22 protein-coding genes and 1 pseudogene are annotated in these 25,050 nt (G+C 70.1%); 12 read left to right on the forward strand and 11 right to left on the reverse strand.

Annotated features, from left to right (window positions below; all coding sequences use genetic code 11):
• Positions 1 to 26: 26 nt before the first annotated feature.
• Positions 27 to 323 carry a WhiB family transcriptional regulator gene (locus AC5Y6X_RS20745; RefSeq protein ID WP_324680059.1) on the reverse strand — a complete coding sequence of 99 codons (297 nt, stop codon included), beginning with the start codon at positions 321 to 323 and terminating at the stop codon, positions 27 to 29.
• A gap of 342 nt (positions 324 to 665) precedes the next feature.
• Between AC5Y6X_RS20745 and AC5Y6X_RS20750 the strand changes: the two genes are divergently transcribed.
• The 3 genes from AC5Y6X_RS20750 to AC5Y6X_RS20760 all read left to right on the forward strand — a co-directional run bounded on the left by AC5Y6X_RS20750 (position 666) and on the right by AC5Y6X_RS20760 (position 2,938).
• A complete protein-coding gene (locus tag AC5Y6X_RS20750) occupies positions 666 to 1,472 on the forward strand; it encodes a hypothetical protein (RefSeq protein ID WP_499988773.1) in 807 nt (268 codons plus the stop codon).
• A gap of 91 nt (positions 1,473 to 1,563) precedes the next feature.
• A complete protein-coding gene (locus AC5Y6X_RS20755) occupies positions 1,564 to 2,139 on the forward strand; it encodes a sigma-70 family RNA polymerase sigma factor (RefSeq protein WP_324680063.1) in 576 nt (191 codons plus the stop codon).
• A complete protein-coding gene (locus tag AC5Y6X_RS20760; RefSeq protein ID WP_499988774.1) occupies positions 2,132 to 2,938 on the forward strand; it encodes an anti-sigma-D factor RsdA in 807 nt (268 codons plus the stop codon). Before AC5Y6X_RS20755 ends, AC5Y6X_RS20760 begins: the two co-directional genes overlap by 8 nt.
• A gap of 14 nt (positions 2,939 to 2,952) precedes the next feature.
• Here AC5Y6X_RS20760 and AC5Y6X_RS20765 read toward each other — a convergent pair whose 3' ends face one another.
• Positions 2,953 to 3,366 (reverse strand): DUF5319 domain-containing protein, encoded by a 414-nt coding sequence (locus AC5Y6X_RS20765; RefSeq protein WP_324680068.1) that lies wholly within the window; start codon positions 3,364 to 3,366, stop codon positions 2,953 to 2,955.
• Positions 3,367 to 3,493: 127 nt separating this feature from the next.
• Here AC5Y6X_RS20765 and guaB point away from each other — a divergent pair, with 127 nt between their 5' ends.
• From guaB to AC5Y6X_RS20780, 3 genes are all read left to right on the forward strand, one after another.
• Positions 3,494 to 5,092 carry an IMP dehydrogenase gene (guaB, locus tag AC5Y6X_RS20770; protein ID WP_499988776.1) on the forward strand — a complete coding sequence of 533 codons (1,599 nt, stop codon included), beginning with the start codon at positions 3,494 to 3,496 and terminating at the stop codon, positions 5,090 to 5,092.
• A gap of 14 nt (positions 5,093 to 5,106) precedes the next feature.
• Complete coding sequence (locus AC5Y6X_RS20775; protein ID WP_499988900.1) at positions 5,107 to 6,234, forward strand: GuaB3 family IMP dehydrogenase-related protein; 1,128 nt, start codon at positions 5,107 to 5,109, stop codon at positions 6,232 to 6,234.
• A gap of 240 nt (positions 6,235 to 6,474) precedes the next feature.
• Positions 6,475 to 8,220, forward strand: coding sequence for a GMC oxidoreductase (locus AC5Y6X_RS20780; RefSeq protein ID WP_499988778.1), 1,746 nt, complete (start codon positions 6,475 to 6,477; stop codon positions 8,218 to 8,220).
• A 4-nt stretch (positions 8,221 to 8,224) separates the two neighbouring features.
• Here the strand turns inward: AC5Y6X_RS20780 and AC5Y6X_RS20785 are convergent, their stop codons facing one another.
• Positions 8,225 to 9,127, reverse strand: a complete 903-nt coding sequence (locus tag AC5Y6X_RS20785; protein ID WP_499988780.1) for a TauD/TfdA dioxygenase family protein — start codon at positions 9,125 to 9,127, stop codon at positions 8,225 to 8,227.
• Between the two features lie 61 nt (positions 9,128 to 9,188).
• Between AC5Y6X_RS20785 and AC5Y6X_RS20790 the strand changes: the two genes are divergently transcribed.
• Positions 9,189 to 9,755, forward strand: coding sequence for a TetR/AcrR family transcriptional regulator (locus AC5Y6X_RS20790; protein WP_499988782.1), 567 nt, complete (start codon positions 9,189 to 9,191; stop codon positions 9,753 to 9,755).
• Positions 9,756 to 9,760: 5 nt separating this feature from the next.
• Here the strand turns inward: AC5Y6X_RS20790 and AC5Y6X_RS20795 are convergent, their stop codons facing one another.
• The 4 genes and pseudogenes from AC5Y6X_RS20795 to AC5Y6X_RS20810 form a co-directional block, all read right to left on the reverse strand.
• Entirely contained in the window at positions 9,761 to 12,136 is a 2,376-nt protein-coding gene (locus AC5Y6X_RS20795; RefSeq protein ID WP_499988783.1) for a glycoside hydrolase family 65 protein, read from the reverse strand.
• Positions 12,133 to 12,886 (reverse strand): annotated as a pseudogene (locus AC5Y6X_RS20800) (beta-phosphoglucomutase family hydrolase). Before AC5Y6X_RS20800 ends, AC5Y6X_RS20795 begins: the two are co-directional and overlap by 4 nt.
• A 103-nt stretch (positions 12,887 to 12,989) precedes the next feature.
• Positions 12,990 to 13,553: a peroxiredoxin-like family protein gene (locus AC5Y6X_RS20805; protein WP_499988784.1), complete on the reverse strand. Its 564-nt coding sequence runs from the start codon at positions 13,551 to 13,553 to the stop codon at positions 12,990 to 12,992.
• 49 nt (positions 13,554 to 13,602) lie between these two features.
• Positions 13,603 to 14,709: a cytochrome P450 gene (locus AC5Y6X_RS20810; RefSeq protein WP_499988786.1), complete on the reverse strand. Its 1,107-nt coding sequence runs from the start codon at positions 14,707 to 14,709 to the stop codon at positions 13,603 to 13,605.
• 90 nt (positions 14,710 to 14,799) lie between these two features.
• Here AC5Y6X_RS20810 and AC5Y6X_RS20815 point away from each other — a divergent pair, with 90 nt between their 5' ends.
• The gene (locus AC5Y6X_RS20815; RefSeq protein WP_324680093.1) at positions 14,800 to 15,375 is read left to right on the forward strand and encodes a TetR/AcrR family transcriptional regulator; all 576 of its coding nucleotides are present in this window, start codon (positions 14,800 to 14,802) and stop codon (positions 15,373 to 15,375) included.
• Between the two features lie 45 nt (positions 15,376 to 15,420).
• A complete protein-coding gene (guaA, locus tag AC5Y6X_RS20820; RefSeq protein ID WP_499988788.1) occupies positions 15,421 to 16,989 on the forward strand; it encodes a glutamine-hydrolyzing GMP synthase in 1,569 nt (522 codons plus the stop codon).
• A gap of 91 nt (positions 16,990 to 17,080) precedes the next feature.
• On the opposite strand, the gene AC5Y6X_RS20825 is transcribed toward guaA, so the two are convergent.
• Entirely contained in the window at positions 17,081 to 17,779 is a 699-nt protein-coding gene (locus AC5Y6X_RS20825; protein ID WP_499988790.1) for a hypothetical protein, read from the reverse strand.
• Here AC5Y6X_RS20825 and imuA' point away from each other — a divergent pair.
• Genes imuA' through AC5Y6X_RS20840 form a run of 3 tightly spaced genes read left to right on the forward strand, consistent with a single transcriptional unit; the run spans position 17,778 to position 21,173 of the window.
• Positions 17,778 to 18,446: a DnaE2-dependent mutagenesis accessory factor ImuA' gene (gene imuA', locus AC5Y6X_RS20830; protein WP_499988791.1), complete on the forward strand. Its 669-nt coding sequence runs from the start codon at positions 17,778 to 17,780 to the stop codon at positions 18,444 to 18,446. The genes AC5Y6X_RS20825 and imuA' overlap by 2 nt on opposite strands.
• A complete protein-coding gene (locus tag AC5Y6X_RS20835; RefSeq protein ID WP_499988793.1) occupies positions 18,447 to 20,012 on the forward strand; it encodes a DNA polymerase Y family protein in 1,566 nt (521 codons plus the stop codon).
• Between the two features lie 48 nt (positions 20,013 to 20,060).
• A complete protein-coding gene (locus tag AC5Y6X_RS20840; protein WP_499988794.1) occupies positions 20,061 to 21,173 on the forward strand; it encodes an enolase C-terminal domain-like protein in 1,113 nt (370 codons plus the stop codon).
• Here the strand turns inward: AC5Y6X_RS20840 and AC5Y6X_RS20845 are convergent.
• The 3 genes from AC5Y6X_RS20845 to AC5Y6X_RS20855 all read right to left on the reverse strand — a co-directional run bounded on the left by AC5Y6X_RS20845 (position 21,136) and on the right by AC5Y6X_RS20855 (position 25,027).
• On the reverse strand, positions 21,136 to 22,191 hold the full coding sequence (locus AC5Y6X_RS20845; RefSeq protein ID WP_499988795.1) for a nucleoside hydrolase: 1,056 nt from the start codon (positions 22,189 to 22,191) through the stop codon (positions 21,136 to 21,138). The genes AC5Y6X_RS20840 and AC5Y6X_RS20845 overlap by 38 nt on opposite strands.
• Before the next feature lie 44 nt (positions 22,192 to 22,235).
• Positions 22,236 to 24,245: an SDR family oxidoreductase gene (locus AC5Y6X_RS20850; protein ID WP_499988797.1), complete on the reverse strand. Its 2,010-nt coding sequence runs from the start codon at positions 24,243 to 24,245 to the stop codon at positions 22,236 to 22,238.
• Between the two features lie 71 nt (positions 24,246 to 24,316).
• Entirely contained in the window at positions 24,317 to 25,027 is a 711-nt protein-coding gene (locus AC5Y6X_RS20855) for a histidine phosphatase family protein (protein WP_499988798.1), read from the reverse strand.
• Positions 25,028 to 25,050 lie beyond the last annotated feature (23 nt).

Below are 25,050 nucleotides of genomic sequence, written 5' to 3' on the forward strand. Positions count from 1 at the left end.
TCAACCGCCTTGCAGCGCCCGGCCAACTAAGCCGAGCGTCGGCGGCCGATGTCGCCCTTCAGCAGCAGGTCGCGCTCGGATTCCGACAGGCCGCCCCAAACGCCGTACGGCTCACCGACTTCCAGCGCGTGGGAGCGGCACTCCTGAATCACCGGGCACTGCCGGCACATCTCCTTGGCGCGCTGTTCGCGTTGCATGCGGGCGCGCCCGCGCTCGCCGTCGGGGTGGAAGAACATCGATGAATCGACGCCGCGGCACAGGCCTTGCAGTTGCCAGTTCCAGATGTCGGCGTTGGGACCGGGTAGCTGCTCCGGTTGTGGCATGGCTTGTTCCCTCAGTGATTGTGCGACTAATTACTGCGGCGTCACCGATGACTACCCGTCATTGCTAGAACTTAGGGGCGGCGGTGAATTTCCGTCAATAGGCGCTTAGCCCGACAAAATACCTGAGCGTTGCGGCAAAATTAACTCCGCGTTCATGTGCAACGCATTTACCGAACAAGGGCAGTGCTACCAGCTTGTTGGCGCCCCTTGGGATTTCGCTGCTCAGGGCACCGGGATAGGGAACCCGGAATTTGTACATGCCGATCGTGATTAACATTTCAGTAACACTGCGACCATGAACTGTTTACTAGTATCACCGTGATTGATACTCGTCACACTTTGATGGTTGACCGGACGCTGGCGGCCGCGGCGTTCGGAAACCGGCCGCAAAGCTGGCCGCTGCCGGCCGCGACCACACCCGAGCAATTGTGGCTGCGCGCCGTCGCCGCCGGAGGGCAGGGCCGCTACGGCAGCGCCTACCGCGACCTGGCGGCGCTGCGTCGCACCGGATCGGGTGGCCGGCTGGTGTCGTTGGCGCACAGCGCGCAGGGATCGTTTCTGCGCCAACTCGGCTGGCACGCGCGGGCGCGGGGCTGGGACGGTCGCGCCCTGGCGCTGGCCGGCGCCGATCCCGAGGCGAGGGCCGACGCGCTCATCGGGCTGGCGGCCGACGCGCTGGGCGTCGGGCGTCTCGCCGCCGCGGCGACGTTGTTGACGCGTGCGGACCCGGTGCTGGCGTCCGCGACGGTGCCGGACCGGCTCGCGGTGCGCCGGGGGTGGGTGGGCGCCGAGTTGGCGATGGCTTCCGGCGACGGGGACACCGCCGTCCGCCGCGCCGAGGAGGCCGTCGCGCTCGCGGAGGCGATGGCCTCCAGTCCGGCCGGCGCGTCGGCGCGGCACCGGGTGAAAAGCGACGTGGTGCTGGCCGCGGCCCTGTGTAGCGCGGGCCGCACCGAGCGCGCTCGGACGGTCGCGGAGGCGGCGCTGGACGCCACGCAGCGACTGGGGCTGATACCCCTTCGGTGGGCGCTGGCATGCTTGCTGATTGATCTCGGAAGCGTCACTTTTCCGGCACAAAATCTGAGCGAAATTCGCGATATCTGCGCAGGCCAAGTGCGGCGCGCCGGTGGGGCGTGGCGTTCCGCTTGAAACGACCTTCGGGCCGTTAAAGTCATTGCGTGAGTTAGCCCGTCCACGCCCGTGCTGTGCTCGGTTCGTAACGTTGGAGATACCGCCGTCGATGACAATTCAAGCGGAACGTCTCGACGCTGTGGTGGCCGAGGCCGTAGCGGGAGACTCGAAGGCATTACGGGAGGTGCTGGAGACCATCCGTCCGATCGTCGTGCGATATTGCCGCGCTCGGGTCGGCACGATCGAGCGGGGTGGCCTGTCAGCCGACGACGTGGCGCAGGAGGTTTGCTTGGCCACTATTACGGCGCTGCCGCGCTACCGGGACCGGGGTCGCCCGTTCCTGGCCTTCCTGTACGGCATCGCGGCGCACAAGGTGGCCGACGCCCACCGGGCCGCCGGCCGCGATCTCACCTACCCGTCCGAGTCGCTTCCCGAGCGATGGTCGGCCGACGCGGGCCCGGAACAGCGGGCCATCGAAGCCGATTCGGTCAGTCGCATGAACGAACTCCTCGAGATCCTGCCCGCCAAGCAGCGCGAGATCCTGATCCTGCGCGTGGTCGTCGGCCTGTCCGCCGAAGAGACCGCCGCGGCCGTCGGCAGCACCACGGGGGCGGTGCGGGTGGCCCAGCACCGCGCCCTGTCACGCCTGAAATCCGAGATCGTCGCGGCGGGTGACTATGCCTGAGTTCATGGTTCCCGACCAGCCCGCCCTGGACGAGCTGGCGCGCACCGATCTGCTGCTCGACGCGCTCGCCGAGCGGGCGCCGGTCGACATCGACGATCCCGACGAGGACGCGCTGGCCGCCCTGCTGGAGCAGTGGCGCGACGATCTGCGGTGGCCGCCGGCCAGCGCACTGGTGTCGCCGGAGGAGGCCATCGAGGCGCTGCGCACCGGGCTGGCCGAAAGCCGGCGCAGCCACCGCGGCCTGGCGGCGATCGGATCCGTGGCCGCGTCGCTGCTTCTCCTCAGCGGCTTCGGCGCCCTGGTCGTCGAGGCCCGCCCCGGCGACGCGCTGTACGGCCTGCACGCGATGTTCTTCGACCAGCCGCGGGTCAACGACGAGAAGATCGAGCTGTCCGCCAAGGCCGAGCTGGCGAAGGTTCAGCAGATGATCAACCAGGGCCAATGGGACCAGGCGCAGAATCAGCTGGCCGAGGTCAGCAGCGCCGTGCAGTCGATGAACGACGGGGCCAGCCGGCACGACCTGATGGACGAGGTCAACCTGCTGAACACCAGGGTCGAGTCGCGAAACCCGAACGCGACGCTGCCGCCCCAGTCGGCGGGTTCCCCGGCGCCGCAAACCAAGGCGCCGAAGGCGCCGGCCGCGTCTACCACGCTGACGGTGTCGCCGGCGCCGACCACCACGCCGCATTCGAGCCCGTCGTCGAGTCCGTCGTCGTCGACCACGACGACGCCGTCGTCGGGTCACCACCATCACCACGGCGACACGACGACACCGCCGTCACCGCCGCCGGGCGGCTAGAAAAATCGGAGAGTTCAGTGACGACGGTAGAAACCGTCGGCGTCTGACGTCGCTTCGTTGAGCGACGCGTCGGCATACCCCCGGCAGTAGTCCCATGTGACGTAGGCGTCCGGCTCGGGGTCGTAGGCCGGCTCGTGCGGGCGAACGGTGCCGTCGATGAGCAGCTGCAGCAAATTCGCGCGCAACATGTCCCAGTCGTGGTAGTGGTCCTGCTGGCACTCGTCACAACACACGACGAGCCCGCGAATTCCCTTGTGCGCCAACAGGGCTTCGTAAACGGCCAGGTCCGCAAGGTCGGCCTCGACCGCCATTCGCTCTTGGGCGTCCAGGGGCTGTCCCGGCTCGACGGCGTCCAACGCCGCCGACGGATCGCAGGGGTCGTCGGCAAACGGATCGGGTGGCAAACCCGGAGGGAGGTGGTCGCGCACGCCTCTAGCCTACGCAGGCGGCCCGTCATAACGCCAGCAGGCGGCACGCCCGGGCAACCGATCTCGACGGTCCCCCAAGCCGATAGGATGGGTTTCTCACTCCGCGCGCGTATGGAGGGCCTCACCGATGTCCCGTGGCATGTCCCACCTAGAAGACAGCTCCGAGCTGGTCGCCAGTCCGTACGTGCGCGACGCCCCCCTCGGGGGCCTGGCCGACGACCGGGTGCCGACCGGGGGCGACGACCCGCACAAGGTCGCGATGCTGGGGCTGACCTTCGACGACGTGCTGCTGCTGCCGGCGGCGTCGGACGTGGTGCCCGCGACCGCCGACACGTCCAGCCAGCTGACCAGGAAGATCAGGCTCAAGGTGCCGCTGGTCAGCTCGGCGATGGACACCGTGACCGAGTCCCGGATGGCCATCGCGATGGCCCGCGCCGGCGGCATGGGAGTGCTGCACCGCAACCTGCCGGTCGCCGAACAGGCCGGCCAGGTCGAGATGGTCAAGCGGTCCGAGGCCGGCATGGTCACCGACCCGGTCACCTGCCGCCCCGACAACACGCTGGCCCAGGTCGACGCGATGTGCGCCAAGTTCCGCATCTCCGGGTTGCCGGTGGTCGACGACTCCGGCGCGCTCGTCGGCATCATCACCAACCGCGACATGCGCTTCGAGGTGGACCAGACCAAGAAGGTCGCCGAGGTGATGACCAAGGCCCCGCTGATCACCGCCCAGGAGGGGGTCAGCGCCGACGCGGCGCTGGGCCTGTTGCGCCGCAACAAGATCGAGAAGCTGCCCGTCGTGGACGGCCACGGCCGGCTGACCGGGCTGATCACCGTGAAGGACTTCGTCAAGACCGAGCAACACCCGCTGGCCACCAAGGACAGCGACGGCCGGCTGCTGGTCGGCGCGGCCGTCGGCGTCGGCGGCGACGCCTGGGTGCGCGCGATGATGCTCGTCGACGCCGGGGTGGACGTGCTGATCGTGGACACCGCGCACGCGCACAACCGGCTGGTGCTGGACATGGTCGGCAAGCTCAAGGCCGAGGTCGGCGAGAAGGTCGAGGTGATCGGCGGCAACGTCGCCACCCGGGCGGCCGCCGCGGCCCTGGTCGACGCCGGCGCCGACGCGGTGAAGGTCGGCGTGGGGCCGGGCTCGATCTGCACCACCCGGGTGGTGGCCGGCGTCGGCGCGCCACAAATCACGGCGATCCTGGAGGCCGTCGCGGTGTGCGGGCCGGCCGGCGTGCCGGTGATCGCCGACGGCGGGCTGCAGTACTCCGGCGACATCGCCAAGGCGCTGGCCGCCGGGGCGTCGACGGCGATGCTGGGCTCGCTCTTGGCCGGCACCGCCGAGGCGCCCGGCGAGCTGATCTTCGTCAACGGCAAGCAGTTCAAGAGCTATCGGGGCATGGGGTCGCTGGGCGCCATGCAGGGCCGGGGCGGGGCGAAGTCGTACTCCAAGGACCGCTACTTCGCCGACGACGCGCTTAGCGAGGACAAGCTGGTGCCCGAGGGCATCGAGGGCAGGGTGCCGTTCCGCGGCCCGCTGTCGTCGGTGATCCACCAGCTGACCGGCGGGCTGCGGGCCGCGATGGGCTACACCGGCTCGCCCACCATCGAGGCGCTGCAGCAGGCGCAGTTCGTCCGCATCACCGCGGCCGGACTCAAAGAGAGCCACCCGCACGACGTCGCGATGACCGTCGAGGCGCCCAACTACTACGCGCGGTGAACAGCGAACTGGCCATGGTCGAGATCGGGATGGGCCGCGCCGCCCGTCGCACCTATGAACTCAGCGAAGTCAGCATCGTGCCGTCGCGGCGCACCCGCTCGTCGCAGGACGTGTCGACGGCGTGGCAGCTGGACGCCTACCGCTTCGAGATCCCCGTGATCGCGCACCCCACCGACGCCCTGGTGTCGCCGGAGTTCGCGATCGAGCTGGGGCGGCTCGGCGGCCTGGGCGTGCTCAACGGCGAGGGGCTGATCGGCCGGCACGCCGACGTCGACGCCAAGATCGCCCAGCTCGTCGAGGCCGCCGAAAAGGAGCCCGAACCCTCGGCGTCGATCCGGCTGCTGCAGGAGCTGCACGCGGCGCCCCTCAACCCGGACCTGCTGGGCGCCGCGGTGGCCCGCATCCGCGACGCGGGGGTGATCACCGCGGTGCGGGTCAGCCCGCAGAACGCGCAGGCGCTGACGCCGGTGCTGGTGGCGGCCGGGATCGACCTGCTGGTCATCCAGGGCACCATCGTCTCGGCGGAACGCGTGGCCAGCGACGGCGAGCCGCTCAACCTGAAGACCTTCATCGCCGAGCTCGACGTGCCGGTGGTCGCCGGCGGCGTGCTCGACCACCGCACCGCGCTGCACCTGATGCGCACCGGCGCCGCGGGCGTCATCGTCGGCTACGGCTCCACCCGCGGGGTGACCACCAGCGACGAGGTGCTGGGCATCAGCGTGCCGATGGCCACCGCGATCGCCGACGCCGCCGCCGCGCGGCGCGAATACCTCGACGAGACCGGCGGCCGCTACGTGCATGTGCTGGCCGACGGCGACATCCACACCTCCGGCGAGCTGGCCAAGGCCATCGCCTGCGGGGCCGACGCGGTGGTGCTCGGCACGCCGCTGGCCGAGGCCGCCGAGGCGCTTGGCGGCGGGTGGTTCTGGCCGGCCGCCGCGGCGCACCCGTCGCTGCCGCGGGGGGCGCTGCTGCAGATCGCGGTCGGGGAGCGGCCGCCGCTGCGGCAGGTCCTGGGCGGGCCGTCCGACGACCCGTTCGGCTCGTTGAATCTGGTCGGTGGCCTGCGCCGGTCGATGGCCAAGGCCGGCTACTGCGACCTCAAGGAGTTCCAGAAGGTCGGCCTCACCGTCGGCTGCTGATGGGCTTTGATCGCCTCCTGGGCTTTGAGTGTGAAGCGTGGGCTTTGAAAGTGAAGCGTGGGCGGGAAACTGGCTCGAATCTCGCCCTGCGTTCACACCGAAAGCCGTGAGTTCACGCTCAAAGCGGTGAGTTCACGCTCAACGCCCGATGCGCACACGCAACGCCCAACGCCCGAGGCGCACGCCCAACGCCCGAGGCCTCGCTGGTTTATTACCGGACGGTAAGGCCATACTGGTCGGATGCAGCCGGATTACGACGTCCTGATCATCGGATCGGGTTTTGGGGGCAGCGTCAGCGCGCTGCGGCTGACCGAAAAGGGCTACCGCGTAGGCGTATTGGAGGCCGGCCGGCGCTTCTCCGACGAGGAGTTCGCCAAGACGTCCTGGGATCTGCGCAAGTTCCTCTGGGCGCCGAGGCTGGGGTGCTACGGCATCCAGCGCATCCACCCGCTGCGCAACGTCATGATCCTGGCCGGCGCGGGAGTGGGCGGCGGCTCACTCAACTACGCCAACACGCTCTACGTCCCGCCCGAGCCGTTCTTCGCCGACCGGCAGTGGTCGCACATCACCGACTGGCGCGCCGAGCTGATGCCGCACTACGAGCAGGCACAGCGGATGCTGGGCGTCGTTCTCAACCCGACCTTCACCGACGCCGACCGCATCGTCAAGGCCGTCGCCGACGAGATGGGCTGCGGCGACACCTGGGTGCCCACCCCGGTGGGGGTGTTCTTCGGGCCCGACGGCACCAAGACGCCCGGCAAGACGGTGCCCGACCCGTACTTCGGCGGCGCCGGTCCGGCGCGCACCGGCTGCCTGGAATGCGGCTGCTGCATGACGGGGTGTCGCTACGGCGCCAAGAACACGCTGCTGAAGAACTACCTCGGTCTCGCGGAATCGGCTGGCGCGCAAGTGATTCCGATGACGACGGTGAAGGGCTTCGAGCAGCGGCCCGACAGGCTGTGGGAGGTGCGCACCGTTCGCACCGGAAGCTGGCTGCGCCGCGACCGGCGCACCTACACCGCCAACTACCTGATCCTGGCCGCGGGCACCTGGGGGACGCAGCACCTGCTGTTCAAGATGCGCGACAGGGGCCGGCTGCCCCGCCTGTCGGACCGGCTGGGCGTGTTGACCCGGACCAACTCCGAGTCGATCGTCGGCGCCGGGCGGCTGGAGGTGTCGCCGGATCTGGACCTGACCCACGGCGTGGCGATCACGTCGTCGATCCACCCGACGCCGGACACCCACATCGAGCCGGTGCGCTACGGCAAGGGCTCGAACGCGATGGGGCTGCTGCAGACGTTGATGACCGACGGTCACGGGCCGGAGGGCACCGACGTGCCGCGCTGGAAGCAGCTGTTGGACCAGGCCCGCGAGGATCCGCGCTCCACGCTGCGGCTGCTCAATCCCCGGCAGTGGAGCGAGCGCACGATGATCGCGCTGGTGATGCAGCACCTGGACAACTCGATCACCACCTTCACCAGACGCGGGAAACTGGGCATCCGCTGGTACACCAGCAAGCAGGGGCACGGCGAGCCCAACCCGTCGTGGATTCCGGTCGGCAACGAGGTCACCCGGCGCATCGCCGCCAAGATCGACGGCGTCGCCGGCGGCACCTGGGGCGAGCTGTTCAACATCCCGCTGACCGCGCACTTCCTCGGCGGCGCGGTGATCGGCGACAGCCCCGAGCACGGGGTCATCGACCCGTATCACCGGGTCTACGGCTACCCGACGCTGCTGGTGGTGGACGGCGCCGCGATATCGGCGAACCTGGGCGTCAACCCGTCGCTGTCCATCACCGCCCAGGCGGAGCGGGCCGCCTCGCTGTGGCCCAACAAGGGCGAGGAGGACGAGCGTCCGCCGCAGGGCGAGGCCTACCGCCGGCTGAACCCGATTCCGCCCGCGCACCCGGTAGTACCCCTCGACGCCCCGGGTGCGCTGCGCTGGTCGCCGGCCGATCCGGTCCGCTCGTCCGGTCAGGCCGGCTGAGCCCTCAGCTCGCGATCACCTGCAGCGGTGCGCCGCTGACCACCCGGCTGCGTTCGCCGTGCACGTTGACCGGCACATCGCCCGTCAACGTGACCCGGTGCATGAGCCGCGGCTGGTTGTCGTAGTCGTCGATGGCCCGGTGCTGGGTCGCCCGGTTGTCCCAGATGGCAACGTCGCCCGGCGCCCAATTCCAGCGAATGGTGTTCTCGGGCATGGTGATTCGCCGTTGCAGCAATTCCAGCAGCGCGCTCGACTCGTGGCCGTCCAGCCCGACGAAGCTGCGCACGAAGTCGCCCGCCAGCAGGGTGCGCTCACCGGTCTCGGGGTGCACCCGGACCACGGGATGCTCGGTGCGGAAGTCCGGCTTCTCGAACGCCTGCCGGAACGCCCGCTGCGCGTCGGTCATCGACATGGCCGCCTCGGTGGTCACGTAGTCGTAGCGGTTGGTGTGCAGCGCCCACAGGTTCTCGGCCAGGCACCGCAGCGGTTCGGGCAGGTGCTCGTAGGCCGCCGCGGTCGAGGCCCACAGCGTCGATCCGCCGTAGCTGGGCAGCGTGATGGCGCGCAGGATCGAGGCCGCCGGGTAGTTGGCGGCGAACGTCATGTCGGTGTGCCAGCGGTTGGCCTTGCCGTACTCGGAGTTGATGGGCGTGACGATGGGCGCGTCGTCGGCGGAGAGCACCGCGGCGGCCGGGTGGCCGACCGGGGTGCCCAGCAGGCGGGCGAACGCGAGCTGCCGCTGGTCGTCGAGGTGGTGCTGGTGGCGGAAGAAGATCACCTTGTGGGTCAACAGCGCCTGGTGGATCGCGTCGACGGAGGCCGGGTCCAGGTCGCCGTCGAGGCGCACCCCGTCGACCCGGGCGCCGATGCGGCTGCCCAGCTTGGTCACTGTCACTGGCTGCGTCACTTTGTCGTCCTTCGGAGTAATCCTACCGTAGTCAACTGACTACATGCGCTACTGTAGTCATATGACTACACGTTCCGCAAGGGGCGGCGCGAGGACACCGACCGGGCGTGAAGAGGTGGTCGCGGCGATCCTGGAAGCGGCCACCGAGCTGTTCGCCGAGCGGGGCCCGGAGGCGACCTCGATCCGCGACATCGCCGCCCGGTCACGGGTCAACCATGGGCTGGTGTTCCGTCACTTCGGCAGCAAGGAAAACCTCGTCGCCGCCGTGCTCGACCGGCTGGGCGAAAACCTGAGCGAGCGCCTGCGGTCGGGCGAGACCCTCGACGTCCTGGATGATGTTCTCGACCGGCAGATGCGGGTCATGGCGCGCACGCTGCTCGACGGGTACCCGGCGGCCCAGCTGCAGAAGCGCTTTCCCAACATCGCGGCCCTGCTCGACTGGGTGCGGCCACTGCACGACGACGACACGGGCGCGCGGCTGGCCGTCGCCAATGCCCTTGCGCTGCAATTCGGTTGGCGGTTGTTCGCGCCAATCCTGCGCTCGGCGACCGGCCTGGACGACATGCCCGAGCCCGAACTACGCGCCGCGGTGCGCGCCGAGGTGGCCCGGATCGTCCAGCCGCACTGAGGAATTCAGCGCTCGGTCAGCTGCTGAAGCATGCTGCGCCGGTGCACGGGCTCGCGGCCCGGTGGCTGGGGTGGCGGCGGCAACAGCGGCTTGCGCCGGCGCACCGCGATGGTCGTCGGCTTCTCCGTGGACAGCAGGAGTTCTTCGCCGGCGTGCCGGATGGTCAGGTCGCCGCCGGGCCCGTCACGCAGGGTGTAGGTGACGTCGGCGTGGTTGGCGTCGACCGTCACCCGGAAGTCGCGCCACCGCAACCGGAACCGCAGCCGCGTAATGCCGTCGGGCAGTTGGGGATCCAGGGCCAGGATGCCCTCGTCGTCGCGCAGCCCGCCGAAGCCGCCGACCAGCGCCGTCCAGGCGCCGGCCAGGGACGCCATGTGCAGCCCGTCGCGGGTGTTGCTGTGCAGGTCGCGCAGGTCGATCAGCGCGGCCTCGTACGCGTAGTCGTGGGCCAGCTCCAGATGCCCGACCTCGGCGCACATCACCGCCTGGGTGCAGGCCGACAGCGACGAGTCGCGCACCATCCGGCGCTCGTAGTAGTCGACGTTGCGGGCCTTCTGCTCGGGCGTGAACGCGTGGCTCTGCCACTGCATCGCCAGCACCAGGTCGGCCTGCTTGATCACCTGCGCCGGGTAGAGCCGCACATACGCCTCGTGCAGGAGCAGGGGATAGGTGGTGTTGGCCTCGAAGTCCCACTCCGCGAAGGTGGTGAAGCCCTCGCACTGCTGATGGACCCCCAACTCCTCGTCGTAGGGGATGTGGACCGCGGCGGCCGCGTCGCGCCAGGCGGCGGTCTCCTCGGTGGTGACGCCCAGCGCGCCGGCCGCCTCCGGATGGCGGTTGCAGGCGTCGGCGGCGATGACGAGATTGTGCGCGGCCATCAGGTTGGTGAACACGTTGTCGCGGACGACGGCCGTGTACTCGTCGGGGCCGGTGACCCCGTCGAGGTGCCAGACGCCGTGGCGATCGTGGTGCCCGAGCGACATCCACAGTCGGGACGTCTCGACCAGGACCTTGAGGCCGCACTCGACCTCCAGCGATTGGTCGCCGGTGACCACGCGGTACCGCTCGAAGGCCAACGCGATGTCGGCGTTGATGTGCCAGGCCGCGGTGCCGGCCGGCCAGTACGCCGAACACTCCTGGCCGCGGATGGTGCGCCAGGGGAAGCTGACGCCGTCGAGGCCGAGTTCGGCCGCGCGGTCGCGGGCCAGGTCCATCGTCGAGGCCCGCCAGCGCAGGGCGTCGGCGACGGCGTGCGGCGCGGTGTAGGTGAGCACCGGCAGCACGTAACCCTCGGTGTCCCAGAAGGCGTGGCCGTCGTAGCCGGTTCCGGTGAGCCCCTTGCTGGCGATCGCGCGGCCCTCGGCGCGGGCGCTGGCCTGCAACAGGTGGAACATGCCGAAGCGCACCGCCTGCTGCGATTCCGGGTCGCCCTCGACCTCGACGTCGGCGCTCTCCCAGAAGCTGTCCAGGTATTTCCGCTGCGAGTCCAGCAGGCCCTGCCACCCCGTGTAGCGGGCGCTGTGCAGCGCGGCGGCGGCCTGATCGCGCAGCGCCGGGCGCGACCGCAGGCTCGACCAGCCATACGCCAGGTACTTGACGATGCGCAGCTTCTGTCCCGGGCGCAGCCCGCAGATCACGGTGGTGCGCGCCAGGTCCTCGCGCGCGTCGGTGTTCACCTCGACCCGTCCGGGAACGTCGATCTCGTGATCCATCGCGGCGGCCATCATCAGCGCGCTGGCGCGGGTCCGGTGCATGAGAAGTGCGCCGTACTCGGTGTTTTCGTGGTCGACGGCCTCCAGCGGCCGGTCCAGGATGGCCGCCACCCGCGGGTCGGCCGACGTCGTGGGCTGGTCCTCGTTGGTGACGAGCTCGGACTGCACGGTCACGCGGACGAATTCGTCGACGGCCTCGACGACGTATTCGATGGCCGCGACGCTGCGCTGGGCCAGCGACACCAGCCGGGTGGACACGATTTTCACCTGCTTGCCCGCGGGCGAATTCCAGTGTGCGCGGCGGGTCAGCGTCCCGGCGCGCAGGTCGAGGGTCCGCTCGTGGGAGAGCAGTTGGCCGTACCGGACGTCGAAGGGCTCGTCGCCGACCAGCAGGCGAAAGATCTTGCCGTTGGTGACGTCGACGACGGTCTGGCCGGCCTCGGGATACCCGTAGCCGGCCTCGGCGTAGGGCAGCGGCCGGATCTCGTAGAAGGAGTTCAGGTAGGTGCCCGGCAGGCCGTGCGGCTCGCCCTCGTCGAGGTTGCCGCGCAACCCGATGTGCCCGTTGGACAGGGCGAACAGGGATTCCGACTGGGCGATCAGGTTCAGGTCGAGCCGGGTTTCGCGGACCTGCCACGGTTCGACGGGGAAGGCTTCCTGGGTGATCATGACTGCAGCAATTCGGCCAGGTCGGTGACCACCACGTCGGCGCCGTTTTGTCGTAAGGCCTCCGCCTGGCCGACTCGGTCCACGCCCACCACGAAGCCGAAGTTACCGGCCCGGCCGGCCTGCACGCCGGATAACGCGTCCTCGAATACCGCGGCCGCGTCGGCGGGGACGCCGAGTAGCTGTGCCCCGCGCAGGAACGAGTCGGGCGCCGGCTTGCCGGGGAGATGCTCTTCGCGCAGCGTGATGCCGTCCACCCGCTGCTGAACGAACCGGTCCAGACCGGTGACCTTGAGCACCTCTGGGGTGTTGGCGCTGGCTGACACCACCGCGATGCCCAGGCCCGCCGCCGAGGCCGCCTCCAGATAGCGTCGCGATCCGTCGAACACCTTGACGCCGTCGTCGTGCAGGACCTTCTGGAACATCTCGTTCTTGCGGTTGCCCAGGCCGTACACCGTGTCGGCGCTGTCGGGATCGTCGGGGCTGCCCTCGGGCAGCTGGATGTTGCGGCTGCTCAGGAACGAGCGGACGCCGTCCTCACGCTTCTTGCCGTCCACGTACTGCCGGTAGTCGGTCGCCTCGTCGAAGGGCACGAACTTCTCCCCGGTGCTCTGGGCCCGTTGGGAAAGGTAGGCGTCGAACATCGCCTTCCAGGCCTTGGTGTGCACGCTCGCGGTGTCGGTGAGCACACCGTCGAGGTCGAACAGGCAGGCGCGCACCTTGTCGGGCAGACCCAGCACAGCGGATCCTCACTCTCGGAGTTGTTGGCCCGGAGTTGTTGGCCGCTAATACTCCACCATGCTTGCCCGCGAGTCGCCAGAGATCGGGCGTGTGTCCTTGCCGTCGGCGCGGTGCGTCAGGTGTTCTCGCCGCGGGCGTGCGCGAGCACCTCGTCTACCGACCACTGATCGTTGGCGTGCGTGCCGCGCTTGCACGCCAATATCCGGCCGTCCGAGCCGATCAGAAAGTCGCCGGGCAAACCCAGGTGGCCACCGGTCGGATGCGGATTGACCACGGGTTGGTGGGCCCGGATGCGGCCAATCTGCTGACGGATGATCCGTGTCAGCACCGGCGCCAGTGCGCGGGGGTCGAGCACGGACCGTGGCGAGGAGCCGACACCGAATTCGGCATACAGCCTCTTGTCGGGGTCACCGATCACCGCGAACGGCAGCTCGCCGACGTAACGACGCAATTCGTCGTCGGTGGAGTGGAAGACCACCACCTCGCGGATGCCGGCGCGCGCGATCTCGTCGTGTCGACGCACGATCGACTGCAGGTGAACGTTGCAGATGGGGCAGCCGGCGAAACGCCGAAGCTGCAGATGCACGAGCCGACCGGGATCGGGAATTGGCACCGCCTCGCCGGAAACGCTTGCCAGTTCACGCGCAGCGACGACGCCGCCCTTGCTCATGTCAGCCATCACAGACAATGTACGACCGATTCGCGACGGCGTTAGGCCCGCGTTCGCCTCACCACGACACCGGTAGCGCGACGAGGCCGCCGGCCAGCGCATCGCGTCGGGTGGGCAGCGTCGCGGGATCGACCGTCAGGTGCATGGACGGGAATCGTGGAATGAGTTGAGCGAAAACGGTTTTCAGCTCGATGCGCGCCAAGGGTGCACCGATGCAATAACGCGCGCCGTATCCGAACGCGAGGTGGGAGGCCGCCTGACGGGTGACGTCGACCCGGTCCGGGTCGGCGAACACCGCGGGGTCGTGGTTGGCCGATCCGAGGTCCAGCAGCAGCAGGTCTCCGGCGTGGATGGTGACACCGTCGACGTCGAAATCGGTGCGCGCATACCGGGGAATGCCGCCCACGCCGGTCGCGATCGCGGCCGCGCGCAACAGCTCCTCCACGGCGTTGGGGATCAGCCCGGGGTCATCCAGCAGGGCCCGCCACTGATCGCGGTTCGCCAGCAACAGCGATGTCCCGAGCCCGATCTGGACGACCGTGGTCTCGTGCCCGGCGAACAACATGAACATCGGCAACATGGCCGCCTCCTCGTCCGAGACGCCCTCCGCCGCGCACAGCCGCGACATCACGTCGTCGCCGGGATGGGCGCGCTTGCGCTCGACCAGCCTGCGGCCGTACTCGAACAGCTCGGCCAGCCCGCGCTCGGAGCGGGCGTGATCGCGCACGTTGCCGGCGTCCTCGGCCCACGCGCGGAACTGGTCGCGATCGGAATAGGGAACGCCGAGCAGCTCGCAGATCACCAGGATCGGCAGCGGCAGCGCCAATGCCGCGTGCAGGTCGGCCGGCGGGCCCTGCTCGGCCAGTTCGTCCAGCAGTCCGCGGGTGAGGGCCTCCACCCTGGGTGCCAGCGCCCGCAGATGCCTGGGCGAGAAATGGGGCTGCAGCAGCTTCCGCATCCGGTTGTGGTCGGCCACTTCGGTGTCGAAGTCGCCCAGCGGGCCGCCGAACAAGGCCGATTCCCCGGTGCGCGCCGCCGTGTCGGGTTCGGGATGGGACCGGCCGAGGCGATCGTCGTCGAGCAGCCGTCGCACATGGGCGTAGTCGGTGACCAGCCAGGCGTCGTCGCCCACCGCCGTGCGCACCCGACGAACCGTCCCTGTCATCACGCCCGCCTCCAAGTAGAGGAGTGCTTGTATAAGAGAAGATATACAAAGTTACTTATACACTGGCTCCGGGGCAAGAGGAGGTTCCGGATGACGGTGGTCCGATCCGAGACGACTCGGCGGCTGCCGCGGGCCCAGCGTCGTGAACAGATCCTCGACGCCGCCACTCGCGCGTTCGCACGGGGCGGTTTCGCGAGCACGGGGCTCGATGCCATCGCCGCGGAAGCCGGTATCACCCCGGTGATTTTGTACCGGCACTTCGCTTCGAAGGCCGACCTCTATCGGGAGGTCATCCAGAGCGGTCACACCCGGCTCCGCGAAGCCGTCGGCGGATACGACTTCGGCGACGCCAGCATCCCCGCGCTCATCCGCGCGGCCGCGGCCGACCCCGACGCCTTCCGACTGCTCTACCGCCACGCCACCCGCGAACCCGAGTTTCGTGACGTGATCGACACCCTCAGCGAGAGCTCGACGGCGATCACCCGCCGCCACCTCGCCGGCATCGCCGACGATCGATGGCGGAACTGGGCGGCGCAATTGCTTCCCAACATGACGGTGGACGCGGTCATCGCGTGGCTCGACGCCGGCCAACCCGACCCCGACCAAGCCGCCGTCCGAATCCGCGGCATCGTCGACGCCGTGATCCAGGCAGCCGCCGCGCACTGAAACGGGGTCACTCTTACGGCCGACGCCAGCCACTAAGCTTGCGGCGTGGCGAAACCTGTTGACGCCGGGCCCGCCGACCGCCCCGTGCTTGTCGTGGACTTCGGCGCGCAGTACGCCCAGCTGATCGCCCGCCGGGTTCGGGAGGCGCGGGTGTTCTCGGAGGTGATCCCGCACACCGCGTCGGTCGAGGAGATCAAGGCCCGTAACCCGGTGGCGCTGGTGCTCTCCGGCGGGCCGGCCAGCGTCTACACCGAGGGCGCCCCGCAACTCGACCCGGCGCTGTTCGACCTCGGGCTGCCGGTGTTCGGCATCTGCTACGGCTTTCAGGCCATGGCGCAGGCGCTGGGCGGGACCGTCGCCCACACCGGCACCAGCGAGTACGGCCGCACCGAGCTGAAAGTGCTTGGCGGCGAACTGCATTCGGACCTGCCCAGCATCCAGCCGGTGTGGATGAGCCACGGCGACGCCGTCACAGCAGCGCCGGACGGATTCGACGTGGTGGCCAGCAGCCCGGGGGCGGCGGTGGCCGCCTTCGAGAACCGCGACCGGCGCCTGGCCGGGGTTCAGTATCACCCGGAGGTGATGCACACCCCGCACGGGCAGCAGGTGCTCAGCCGGTTCCTGCACGACTTCGCCGGGCTCGGCGCCGACTGGACGCCCGCCAACATCGCCGGCGCGCTGGTGGAGCAGGTTCGTGCCCAGGTCGGCGACGGCCACGCGATTTGCGGGCTGTCCGGCGGGGTGGATTCGGCGGTGGCCGCCGCGCTGGTGCAGCGCGCCATCGGGGATCGATTGACTTGTGTCTTCGTCGATCACGGGCTGTTGCGCGCCGGCGAGCGCGCGCAGGTGCAGCGCGATTTCGTGGCCGCCACCGGCGCCAACCTGGTGACCGTCGACGCCGCGCAGACCTTCCTCGAGGCGCTGTCGGGTGTGCACAATCCCGAGGGCAAGCGCAAGATCATCGGCCGGCAGTTCATCCGGGCCTTCGAGGGCGCGGTCCGGGATATGTTGGGGGACAAGCAGGTCGAATTCCTGGTGCAGGGCACGCTGTATCCGGATGTGGTGGAGTCCGGCGGGGGCAGCGGCACCGCCAACATCAAGAGCCACCACAACGTCGGCGGCCTGCCCGGCGACCTGAAGTTCAAACTCGTCGAGCCGCTGCGGCTGCTGTTCAAGGACGAGGTGCGCGCGGTTGGGCGGGAGTTGGGCCTGCCGGAGGAAATCGTTGCGCGCCAACCGTTTCCGGGTCCCGGCCTGGGAATCCGGATCGTCGGCGAGGTCACCGCTGGGCGTTTGGAAACCCTGCGGCGCGCCGACGAGATCGCGCGCGAGGAACTCACCGCCGCCGGTTTGGACAACCAGATCTGGCAGTGCCCGGTGGTGCTGCTGGCCGACATCCGCTCGGTCGGCGTTCAGGGCGACAACCGCACCTACGGACACCCGATCGTGTTGCGCCCGGTGTCGAGTGAGGACGCCATGACCGCCGACTGGACGCGGGTGCCCTACGAGGTGCTGGAGCGCATCTCGACCCGGATCACCAACGAGGTGGCCGAGGTCAACCGCGTGGTGCTGGACATCACCAGCAAGCCGCCCGGCACCATCGAGTGGGAATAGCCTTACGGTCTATGCCGCGAGACTGTAACTGCCGACGCGTCTTCTCGAGAAATGCGTCGCGGAATACAGTTTCGCGGAGTGGCCTTCGCGGTCACTCCACGAATTCTCGCCTGCCGTAGGCGATCGTGGCCGCGTCCCAGTTCCCGCCGGATTCGACGACGAGCCGGCGGGCAACATCGAGATCGCCCGTGCCCGCGACCAGTATCAGGGTGCGGTCGGTGGTGACGGAGCCCCCGCGCAGTCGTTGGTGCGCGGCCGAATCGGCGGTGAACGCGTCGGCGAAGCGCGCGATGTCGACGTCGGGCACGGTGATGGTGATCGCGTCGGCCGCCGGCTGCGGCAGGTAGTCGAAGGTCAACACCGTTCTCTGGTTGAACTGGCGGCACAGCGCCTGGGCGGCGGCGTGCGACGAACCGTCGGCACCGCACAGATGAAATTCGCGCGAGCGCTCATGGCTGGTCTGCTGCAGCTCGTCTGACCAGAACACCCCGTCGAGCGGGGTCGATCCGGTCACGGTCGCGCCGCTGAGCGCGATCGTCAGGTCGGCGTGCGCCTCGAACAGGGGAGCGGTGGTGTCGGTGGCGAACAACTCGGCCGGATGACACGGATCGGCGCCGGCTCGAGCCGGGATTCCGGCGACGACGGCACTACCCAAAAGCACCACGAGCCACACCAGCACCGAGCGCATAAGGCAGCCTCTCACGTTGCTTGACGGTTGTCGGAGGGCGGGTGTTAACTCCAGGCAGATCGAACATACATTCGAAAATCCGGGTGGTAGGAGGCTGGTCATGACTGCGGCTTTTGCCTCCGGCCAACGCCAGGAAAATCGTGCTGACCAGCTCGAATCGCTGCGCCGGCGGATGGCCGAAATGTCGGGGCGAGTCGTCGCCCCCGCCGACGACCTGCTGCCCGAATCGGAATCCCGGCTGCCGCTCCCGCGGTGGCTCGCGGAGTCGCTGCCGGTCCCGTTGCCGCGGGGAACGGTGGCGGTGCTGTCGGGGGCCCGGTCGCTGTTGCTGGGCATGGTCGCCGCGGTGACGGCGGCCGGGGGCAACGTGGCCATCGTCGGCCAGCCGGACATCGGACTGCTGGCCGCCGCGGAGATGGGGGCGGACCTGAGCCGGCTCGCGGTGATACCGGATCCCGGAACCGATCCGGTGGAGGTGGCCGCGGTGCTCGTCGACGGCATGGACCTGGTGGTGCTCGGCCTGGGCGGGCGCCGGGTGCCGCACACGCGGGCGCGCGCGGTGGTGGCGCGGGCCCGCACCAAGGGGTGCACCCTGCTGGTCACCGACGGCGACTGGCAGGGGGCGCCGACGCGGCTCGCGGCCCGGGTCTGCGGCTATGAGATCACCGCCTGCGGGCGGCCGGGATTCGGACGCATCAGCCGGGTGCGGCTGCAGGTCAGCGGGGTGTGCGCGGGCAGGCGGGTGATCGGCCGGGCGCGAGCGGGATGAATGCCGGTGGCTTCCCGGGTTTTGGCGATCTGGTGCATGGACTGGCCCGCGGTCGCGGCGGCCGCGGCCGCGGGCCAACCCGCGACGGCCCCGGTCGCCGTCACGCTGGCGAATCGGGTGATCGCCTGCTCGTCGGCCGCCCGGGCGGCGGGGGTGCGGCGGGGGCTGCGCCGCCGCGAGGCCGCCGCCCGGTGCCCGCAACTGCACGTCGCGACCGCCGACGCCGACCGCGATGCCCGCTTCTTCGAAGCGGTGATCGCGGCGGTGGACGATCTGGTGCCGCGCGCCGAGGTGCTGCGGCCCGGGCTCCTGGTGTTGCCGGTGCGCGGGGCGGCCCGCTACTTCGGGTCCGAGGAGCGGGCCGCCGAGCGGCTGATCGATGCGGTGGCCGCGGCCGGCGCCGAGTGTCAGGCCGGGATCGCCGACCGGTTGTCCACCGCGGTCTTCGCCGCCCGCGCGGGCCGGATCGTCGAGCCGGGGGGCGACGCGAAGTTCCTCTCGGTGCTGTCGATCCGGCAGCTGGCCACCGAGCCGAGCCTGTCGGGTCCCGGGCGGGAAGAGCTGACGGATCTGTTGTGGCGGATGGGGATTCGCACCATCGGGCAGTTCGCCGCGCTGTCTCGCACCGACGTGGCCTCCCGGTTCGGCGCCGACGGGGTGACCGCGCACCGGTTGGCGCGCGGCGAACCCGAACGGGGGCCGTCCGGGCGCGAGCCGCCGGCCGAACTCGAAGCCGTGCTGGACTGCGACCCGCCGATCGACCGGGTCGACGCCGCGGCATTCGCCGGACGCTCGCTGGCCGGCACGCTGCATCAGGCCCTGATGGCCGCCGGGGTCGGCTGCACCCGGCTGGCCATCCACGCCGTCACCGCCAACGGTGAAGAGCTGCACCGGGTTTGGCGGTGCGCCGAGCCGTTGACCGAGGACGCCACCGCCGACCGGGTGCGCTGGCAGCTGGACGGGTGGTTGAGCAACCGGACCGCGCGCGAGGCCCGCCCCACCGCGGCGGTGACGCTGTTGCGGCTGCGGGCGGTGGAGGTGGTGTCCGCCGAGGCGCTGCAGTTGCCGCTGTGGGGTGGTCTCGGGGAGGAGGACCGGCTGCGGGCCCGCCGGGCGCTGGTGCGGGTGCAGGGCCTGCTCGGCCCGGAGGCGGTGCGGGTGCCGGTGCGCTCCGGCGGTCGCGGGCCCGCCGAGCGCATCACGCTGACGCCGCTGGGCGACGAGCCGGTGCCGCACGCCGACCCGGATCGACCGTGGCCCGGCCGACTGCCCGAGCCGTCGCCGGCGGTCCTGCTCGACGACCCGGTGGAACTGCTTGACGCGCAAGGGAATCCGGTACGGGTGACCAGCCGGGGGATGTTCTCGGCCGACCCCGCGCGGCTGACCGTGCGCGCCCGGGACGAGCGGCTGCGCTGGTGGGCCGGACCCTGGCCGGTCGACGAGCGGTGGTGGGACCCCGACGCCAAGGGCCGCAGCGCCCGCGCCCAGGTCTTGCTGACCGACGAGCGAGCGTTTCTGCTGTGCTACCGCCAGCGGCGCTGGTATCTCGAGGGCAGCTACGAGTAGCGGCGCTCATCCGGGCATACCCGGTCGGTGGGTGGGTAGTCACCCGGCATGGCCCTACTTGCGAGTGCACCGATTCCCGTCGAATCCGTTGAGGCCTCGGCCTACTCGATCCCGACCGACGCGCCGGAGTCCGACGGCACCCTGACGTGGGACTCGACGACCCTGGTGCTGGCGAGCGTGCGCGCCGGCGGGCAGGTCGGGGTCGGCTACACCTACGCGGACACCGCCGTCGTCACCGTCGTGCGATCCAAGCTGGCCGAGGCCGTCACCGGGGCGGACGCGTTGCAGCCGCCGGCGCGGTGGGCCCAGATGCAGCACGCGGTCCGCAACCTGGGCAAGCCCGGGCTGGCCGCCGAGGCGATCTCGGCCGTCGACGTCGCGCTGTGGGACCTGCGTGCCCGGTTGTTGGACGAACCGTTGGTGGTTGCGCTGGGCGCCGTGCACGACGCCACCCCGATCTACGGCAGCGGCGGGTTCACCTCATACGACAACGACGCGCTCGCGAGGCAGCTGGGCGGCTGGGTCGAGGCCGGCATTCCCCGGGTCAAGATGAAGGTGGGCCGCGACCCGGAAACCGACATCGACCGGGTGGCGGCCGCCCGGTCGGCGATCGGCGACGGCGCCGAGTTGTTCGTCGACGCCAACGGCGCGTACCGGCGCAAGCAGGCGCTGCTGTGGGCGCAGCGCTTCGCCGAGTACGACGTGCGGTGGTTCGAGGAGCCGGTGAGCTCCGACGATCTCGACGGTTTGCACCTGCTGCGCGAGCACGGCCCCGCCGGCATGGACATCGCCGCCGGCGAGTACGGCTATCACCTGCCCTACTTTCACCAGATGCTCGCCGCCGGCGCGGTCGACTGCCTGCAGGCCGACGTCACCCGGGCGCTCGGCATCACCGGGGTCCTCAAGGTCGCCGCGCTGTGCGACGCGCGTGGGATGGACCTCTCGCTGCACTGCGCCCCACAGATCAGCGGCCACGTCGGCACCGCCGTCTGGCACCTGCGCCACCTGGAGTACTTCCACGACCACGTGCGGATCGAAGGCCTGGCGTTCGACGGGGTGATCCAGCCGGAGCCCGGCGGCCTGCTGCGCCCCGACCGGACGGCGCCCGGGCACGGGTTGACCGTCAAGCACGCCGACCTGGAGCGGTTCCGGGTGGCGTGAACCCGCGCGCGAACATCCCGACCCGTTCGACGAACCGGTCGAAGAACGCGCCGGGGTCCACGCCAATGCCGATGTGGGCGTTGGGTTCTCGGCCCCACCGCCCCGACCAGTCGACGACGGTCATGCCACGGGTCAGGGTTCCGGCGAGCTCGACGTCGACCGTCGCCGCCCGGGTCGTCACCAGCCCGGGGTCCAGCGCCATGGCGGCGGCCAGCGGATCGTGAAGGTACGCCACGTATCCGTGACCGTTGTCGTGATGGACCTCGAAGTAGTAGCGCAGCGCATCCTCGATCACCCGGATCAGCGGGTTCGACGCCGTCGACCGGGTGCCGCGTTCGTCGAGCGCGCTCATCGCGGTGGTGGTCGAGCCCGCCGCGGCCGCCAGCCGCGCCAGCACCTCCGGCGTCATCGCGATGTGCTGCGTGAGGTCCAGCCCGCACAGGATCGGAAAGCGTTGGGGGTCAACGGCCGCGGTGGACCAGGCCGCGAACACCTCGGCCGCCGCCTCGGGGTCCACGGCGATATTCCATTCGGCCACCGGGTTGGTGTTGCCGCGGTAGTCGTAGGCGCCGCCCATGATCGCCAGTCGCCGCAGCAGTGTCGGCAGTGCGGGCTCGGCGCGCAGCGCCAGCGCCAGGTTGGTCAACGGTCCGGTGGCCACGCCGATCAACTCCCCGGCATGGGCGCGCGCGGCGCGCACCCAGGCGGTCGCGGAATCGTGGCCGGTGAGCCGGAGATCGGTGGCCGGCAACTCCGCGTACCCCATGCCCCTGGGGCCGTGCGCCTTCCCCGGCGGCAACGAACAGTTCAGCGGCCGCTGCGCACCCTTGGACACGGGAATGCCTGTGGCCCCGCACAATTGGAGCAGGCCGAGGTTGTTCTCGCAGACCTGGTCCACCGCGACGTTTCCGGCGGTCGAGGCGATGCCGACCACGTCGGCGTCCGGGCTGGCCAGCAGGTACACCAGGGCCATCGCGTCGTCGACGCCGGTGTCGACGTCGACGAAAACGGGCTTCACCGCGGCAACGATACCGGCGCGCTCACGGCCAGCGGGACGCCGATTTACCAGTGCAGGCCGGGCACCAGCCGCGCCAGCCGCTTGACCGGTCGGGGTGTGCGGATGCCGCGGGCGACGGCGCGCGCCGGGCGCTTCGGCTTGCGGCGCGACGGGCGGGGCGCGGCCGGCTCGGTGGCCGTGACCACGCCGCGGGCCGCGGCCGAATCCGGGTAGCCCAGGTACAGCTGATGCAGGATCCGGCGCGACAGCCTGGGCGTGAAGTAGTTGCCGGCCTCGGCCAGCGTGCCCACCGGGGTGTCGATGCGCGCCGGCTTCTCCACCAGCCCGCGCACCACCATCGCCGCGGCGCGCTCGGGGCTGATCGGCGGCACCGGGTTGAGCCGGTGCGACGGCACGATCATCGGCGTGCGGACCAGCGGCATGTGGATGTTGGTGAACGTGATGTGGTCGGACAGCGTCTCGGAGGCGACCACGTCGGCGAACGCGTCGAGCGCGGCCTTGGTGGGCAGGTACGAGCTGTACTTCGGGTTGCGGGCCTGCACGCCGGCGCTGGAGACGTTGACGACGTGGCCGAATCGCCGCTCGCGCCAGTGCGGCAGCAGCGCCAGCACCATGCGCACCGCGCCGAAGTAGTTGACCGCCATCACCCGTTCGTAGTCGTGCATCCTGTCCGTCGCGTTGACCACCGAGCGGCGAATCGACCGGCCGGCGTTGTTCACCAGGTAGTCGACGTGGTCGAACCGGCCCAGGATGTCCTTGACGGTGTGCTCCACCGACACGGAATCGGTGATGTCACAGGTGAATGCGTACGCCTGACCGCCGTTGGCGCGGATCTCGGCGACCAGCTTGTCGAGCGCGTCGCCGTTGCGGGCCAGCGCGAACACCGTCGCACCGCGCTCCGCGACGGCGATCGCCGACGCCCGGCCGATCCCGCTGGATGCGCCGGTGATGATGACGTGCCGGCCCACCAGCGGCCCGTCGGGGTTGTCGCGACGCGCGCGGTCGGGGTCGAGGTGGTCGGCCCAGTAGCGCCACAGCTTGGGTGCGTAGTCGGCGAATTCGGGCACGTCGATGTTGGTGCCGCGCAACGCCTTCCGGGTCTCGTCGCTGACGAACTGCGGCGCCAGGTCGACGACGTCGAGGACCTCGGCGGGAATGCCCAGCTGGGTGGCCGCCATGTTGCGCACCACTTTGGCGCGCCCGCTCACCTTCAGCACCGGCGTCGCCACCGAGCGGGGCAGCGATCCGCGCAGCGGGGGCAGCCCGGCCTCCTTGGCGACGCCGCGGTAGATGCCGCGCAGCCCAATGGTTTTCGGCGCGGTCAGGTGGAACGTCTGCCCGTCGCGGCCGTCGGCGTGCATGAGGGCAACAAGCGCGTCGACGACGTAGTCGACCGGGACGATGTTGGTGCGCCCGGTGTCGGGCAGCATGATCGGGGTGAACTTGGGCAGCACGGCCAGCTTGGCCAGCACGCCGAAGAAGTAGTACGGCCCGTCGACCTTGTCCATCTCGCCCGTGCGCGAGTCGCCGACCACCACGGCCGGCCGGTAGATGCGGTGGCGCAGCCCGGGCGTCGATCGCACCAGCAGCTCGGCCTCGAACTTGGTCTGGTGATACGGGGTGGGCAGCCGCTGGCCGACGTCGAAGTCGTCCTCGGTGTACTCGCCGCGGAAGTCGCCCGCCACGGCGATCGACGACACGTGGTGCAACGTGGCGTCCAGCCGTTGCGTCAGCTCGATGACGGCGCGGGTCCCGTCCACGTTGGCGGCCCGCTGCTCGGCGTCGCCGGCGGTGATGTCGTAGATCGCCGCGCAGTGCACGACGTGGTCGACCTCGCCCAGTTCGGCGACGGTCTCCTCGGTGAGCGCCAGCTCGGGCAGCTCGCCGACGAGGGGCTTCGCCCGCTCCCCCCACTCGGCGGCGAGGCGCTCGAAGCGGCCCAGCGACTGGCGGCGGACCAGCACCCACACCTGCGCGTCGGGTCGCGCCTCCAGCAGACGAGCTACGACGCGGCGCCCAATAAACCCGGTACCGCCGGTAACGACATACCGCATTCAGCCATGGTGGCCGCTGGTGGTGGCGCGCGTCAACCGTGATCTACGTCGCTACCGGCGGCGCCCGAGGCTCAGGTGAAGTTGCGGATGCCGTCCCAGTCCACCAGCGTCCAGCCGTCCGCCGGGTTGCCGGTGATCACCACGTGGCCGATGTTCGGCAGGGGATGGCTGGTCAGCAGGCTGTTCTTGCCGTTCTTGGTGTTCATCAGCGTCCAGACCATGATCGCGGTGCCCTGCGAGAACACCACCGGGTTGTGGTGGCCACTGCTGTAGATCTTCTGGACCGCGCCGGTGAACTGGTCGTTGAACTGCTTGCCGCTGACCGACCCCGGGATGCTGTTCTGGACGTCGCCGTTGACCCAGCCCGTCGGCGCCAGCAGATACGTCGAGTTCGCCATCGCTTCGGGTTTGCCGTTGTACCAACCGGCGTTGATCGACTGCAGGCCGCCCAGCACCTCGACCTGCTTGCCCAGTTCGCTGGCCAACGGCGCGGCGGTCTGCTGGGCCTCGGCCATCGCCGAGGCGTAGACGGCGTCGAACTGGTTGTGGCCGGCCTGGTGGACCACCTGCTGGGCCTGCCCCTTGCCCTCGGCGGTGAGGCCGGGACCGGGAATCTCGGTGTCGATGACCCCGTCCGCGTTCGCCTGGGACTGTGCGTTCCGGATGAAGGTCAGGGTGATGCTGCGCGCCTGCGTCGACCCGCCGCAGGCGCCGACGATCAGCGTTGCGGCAAGCACGGCCATTGCTTTTGAAGCCATCCTGATCCTGCTGCGATTGCGCATGGCGATAGCCTGCCCTGCCAACG

Source organism: Mycobacterium sp. NGS26, from assembly GCF_059813025.1.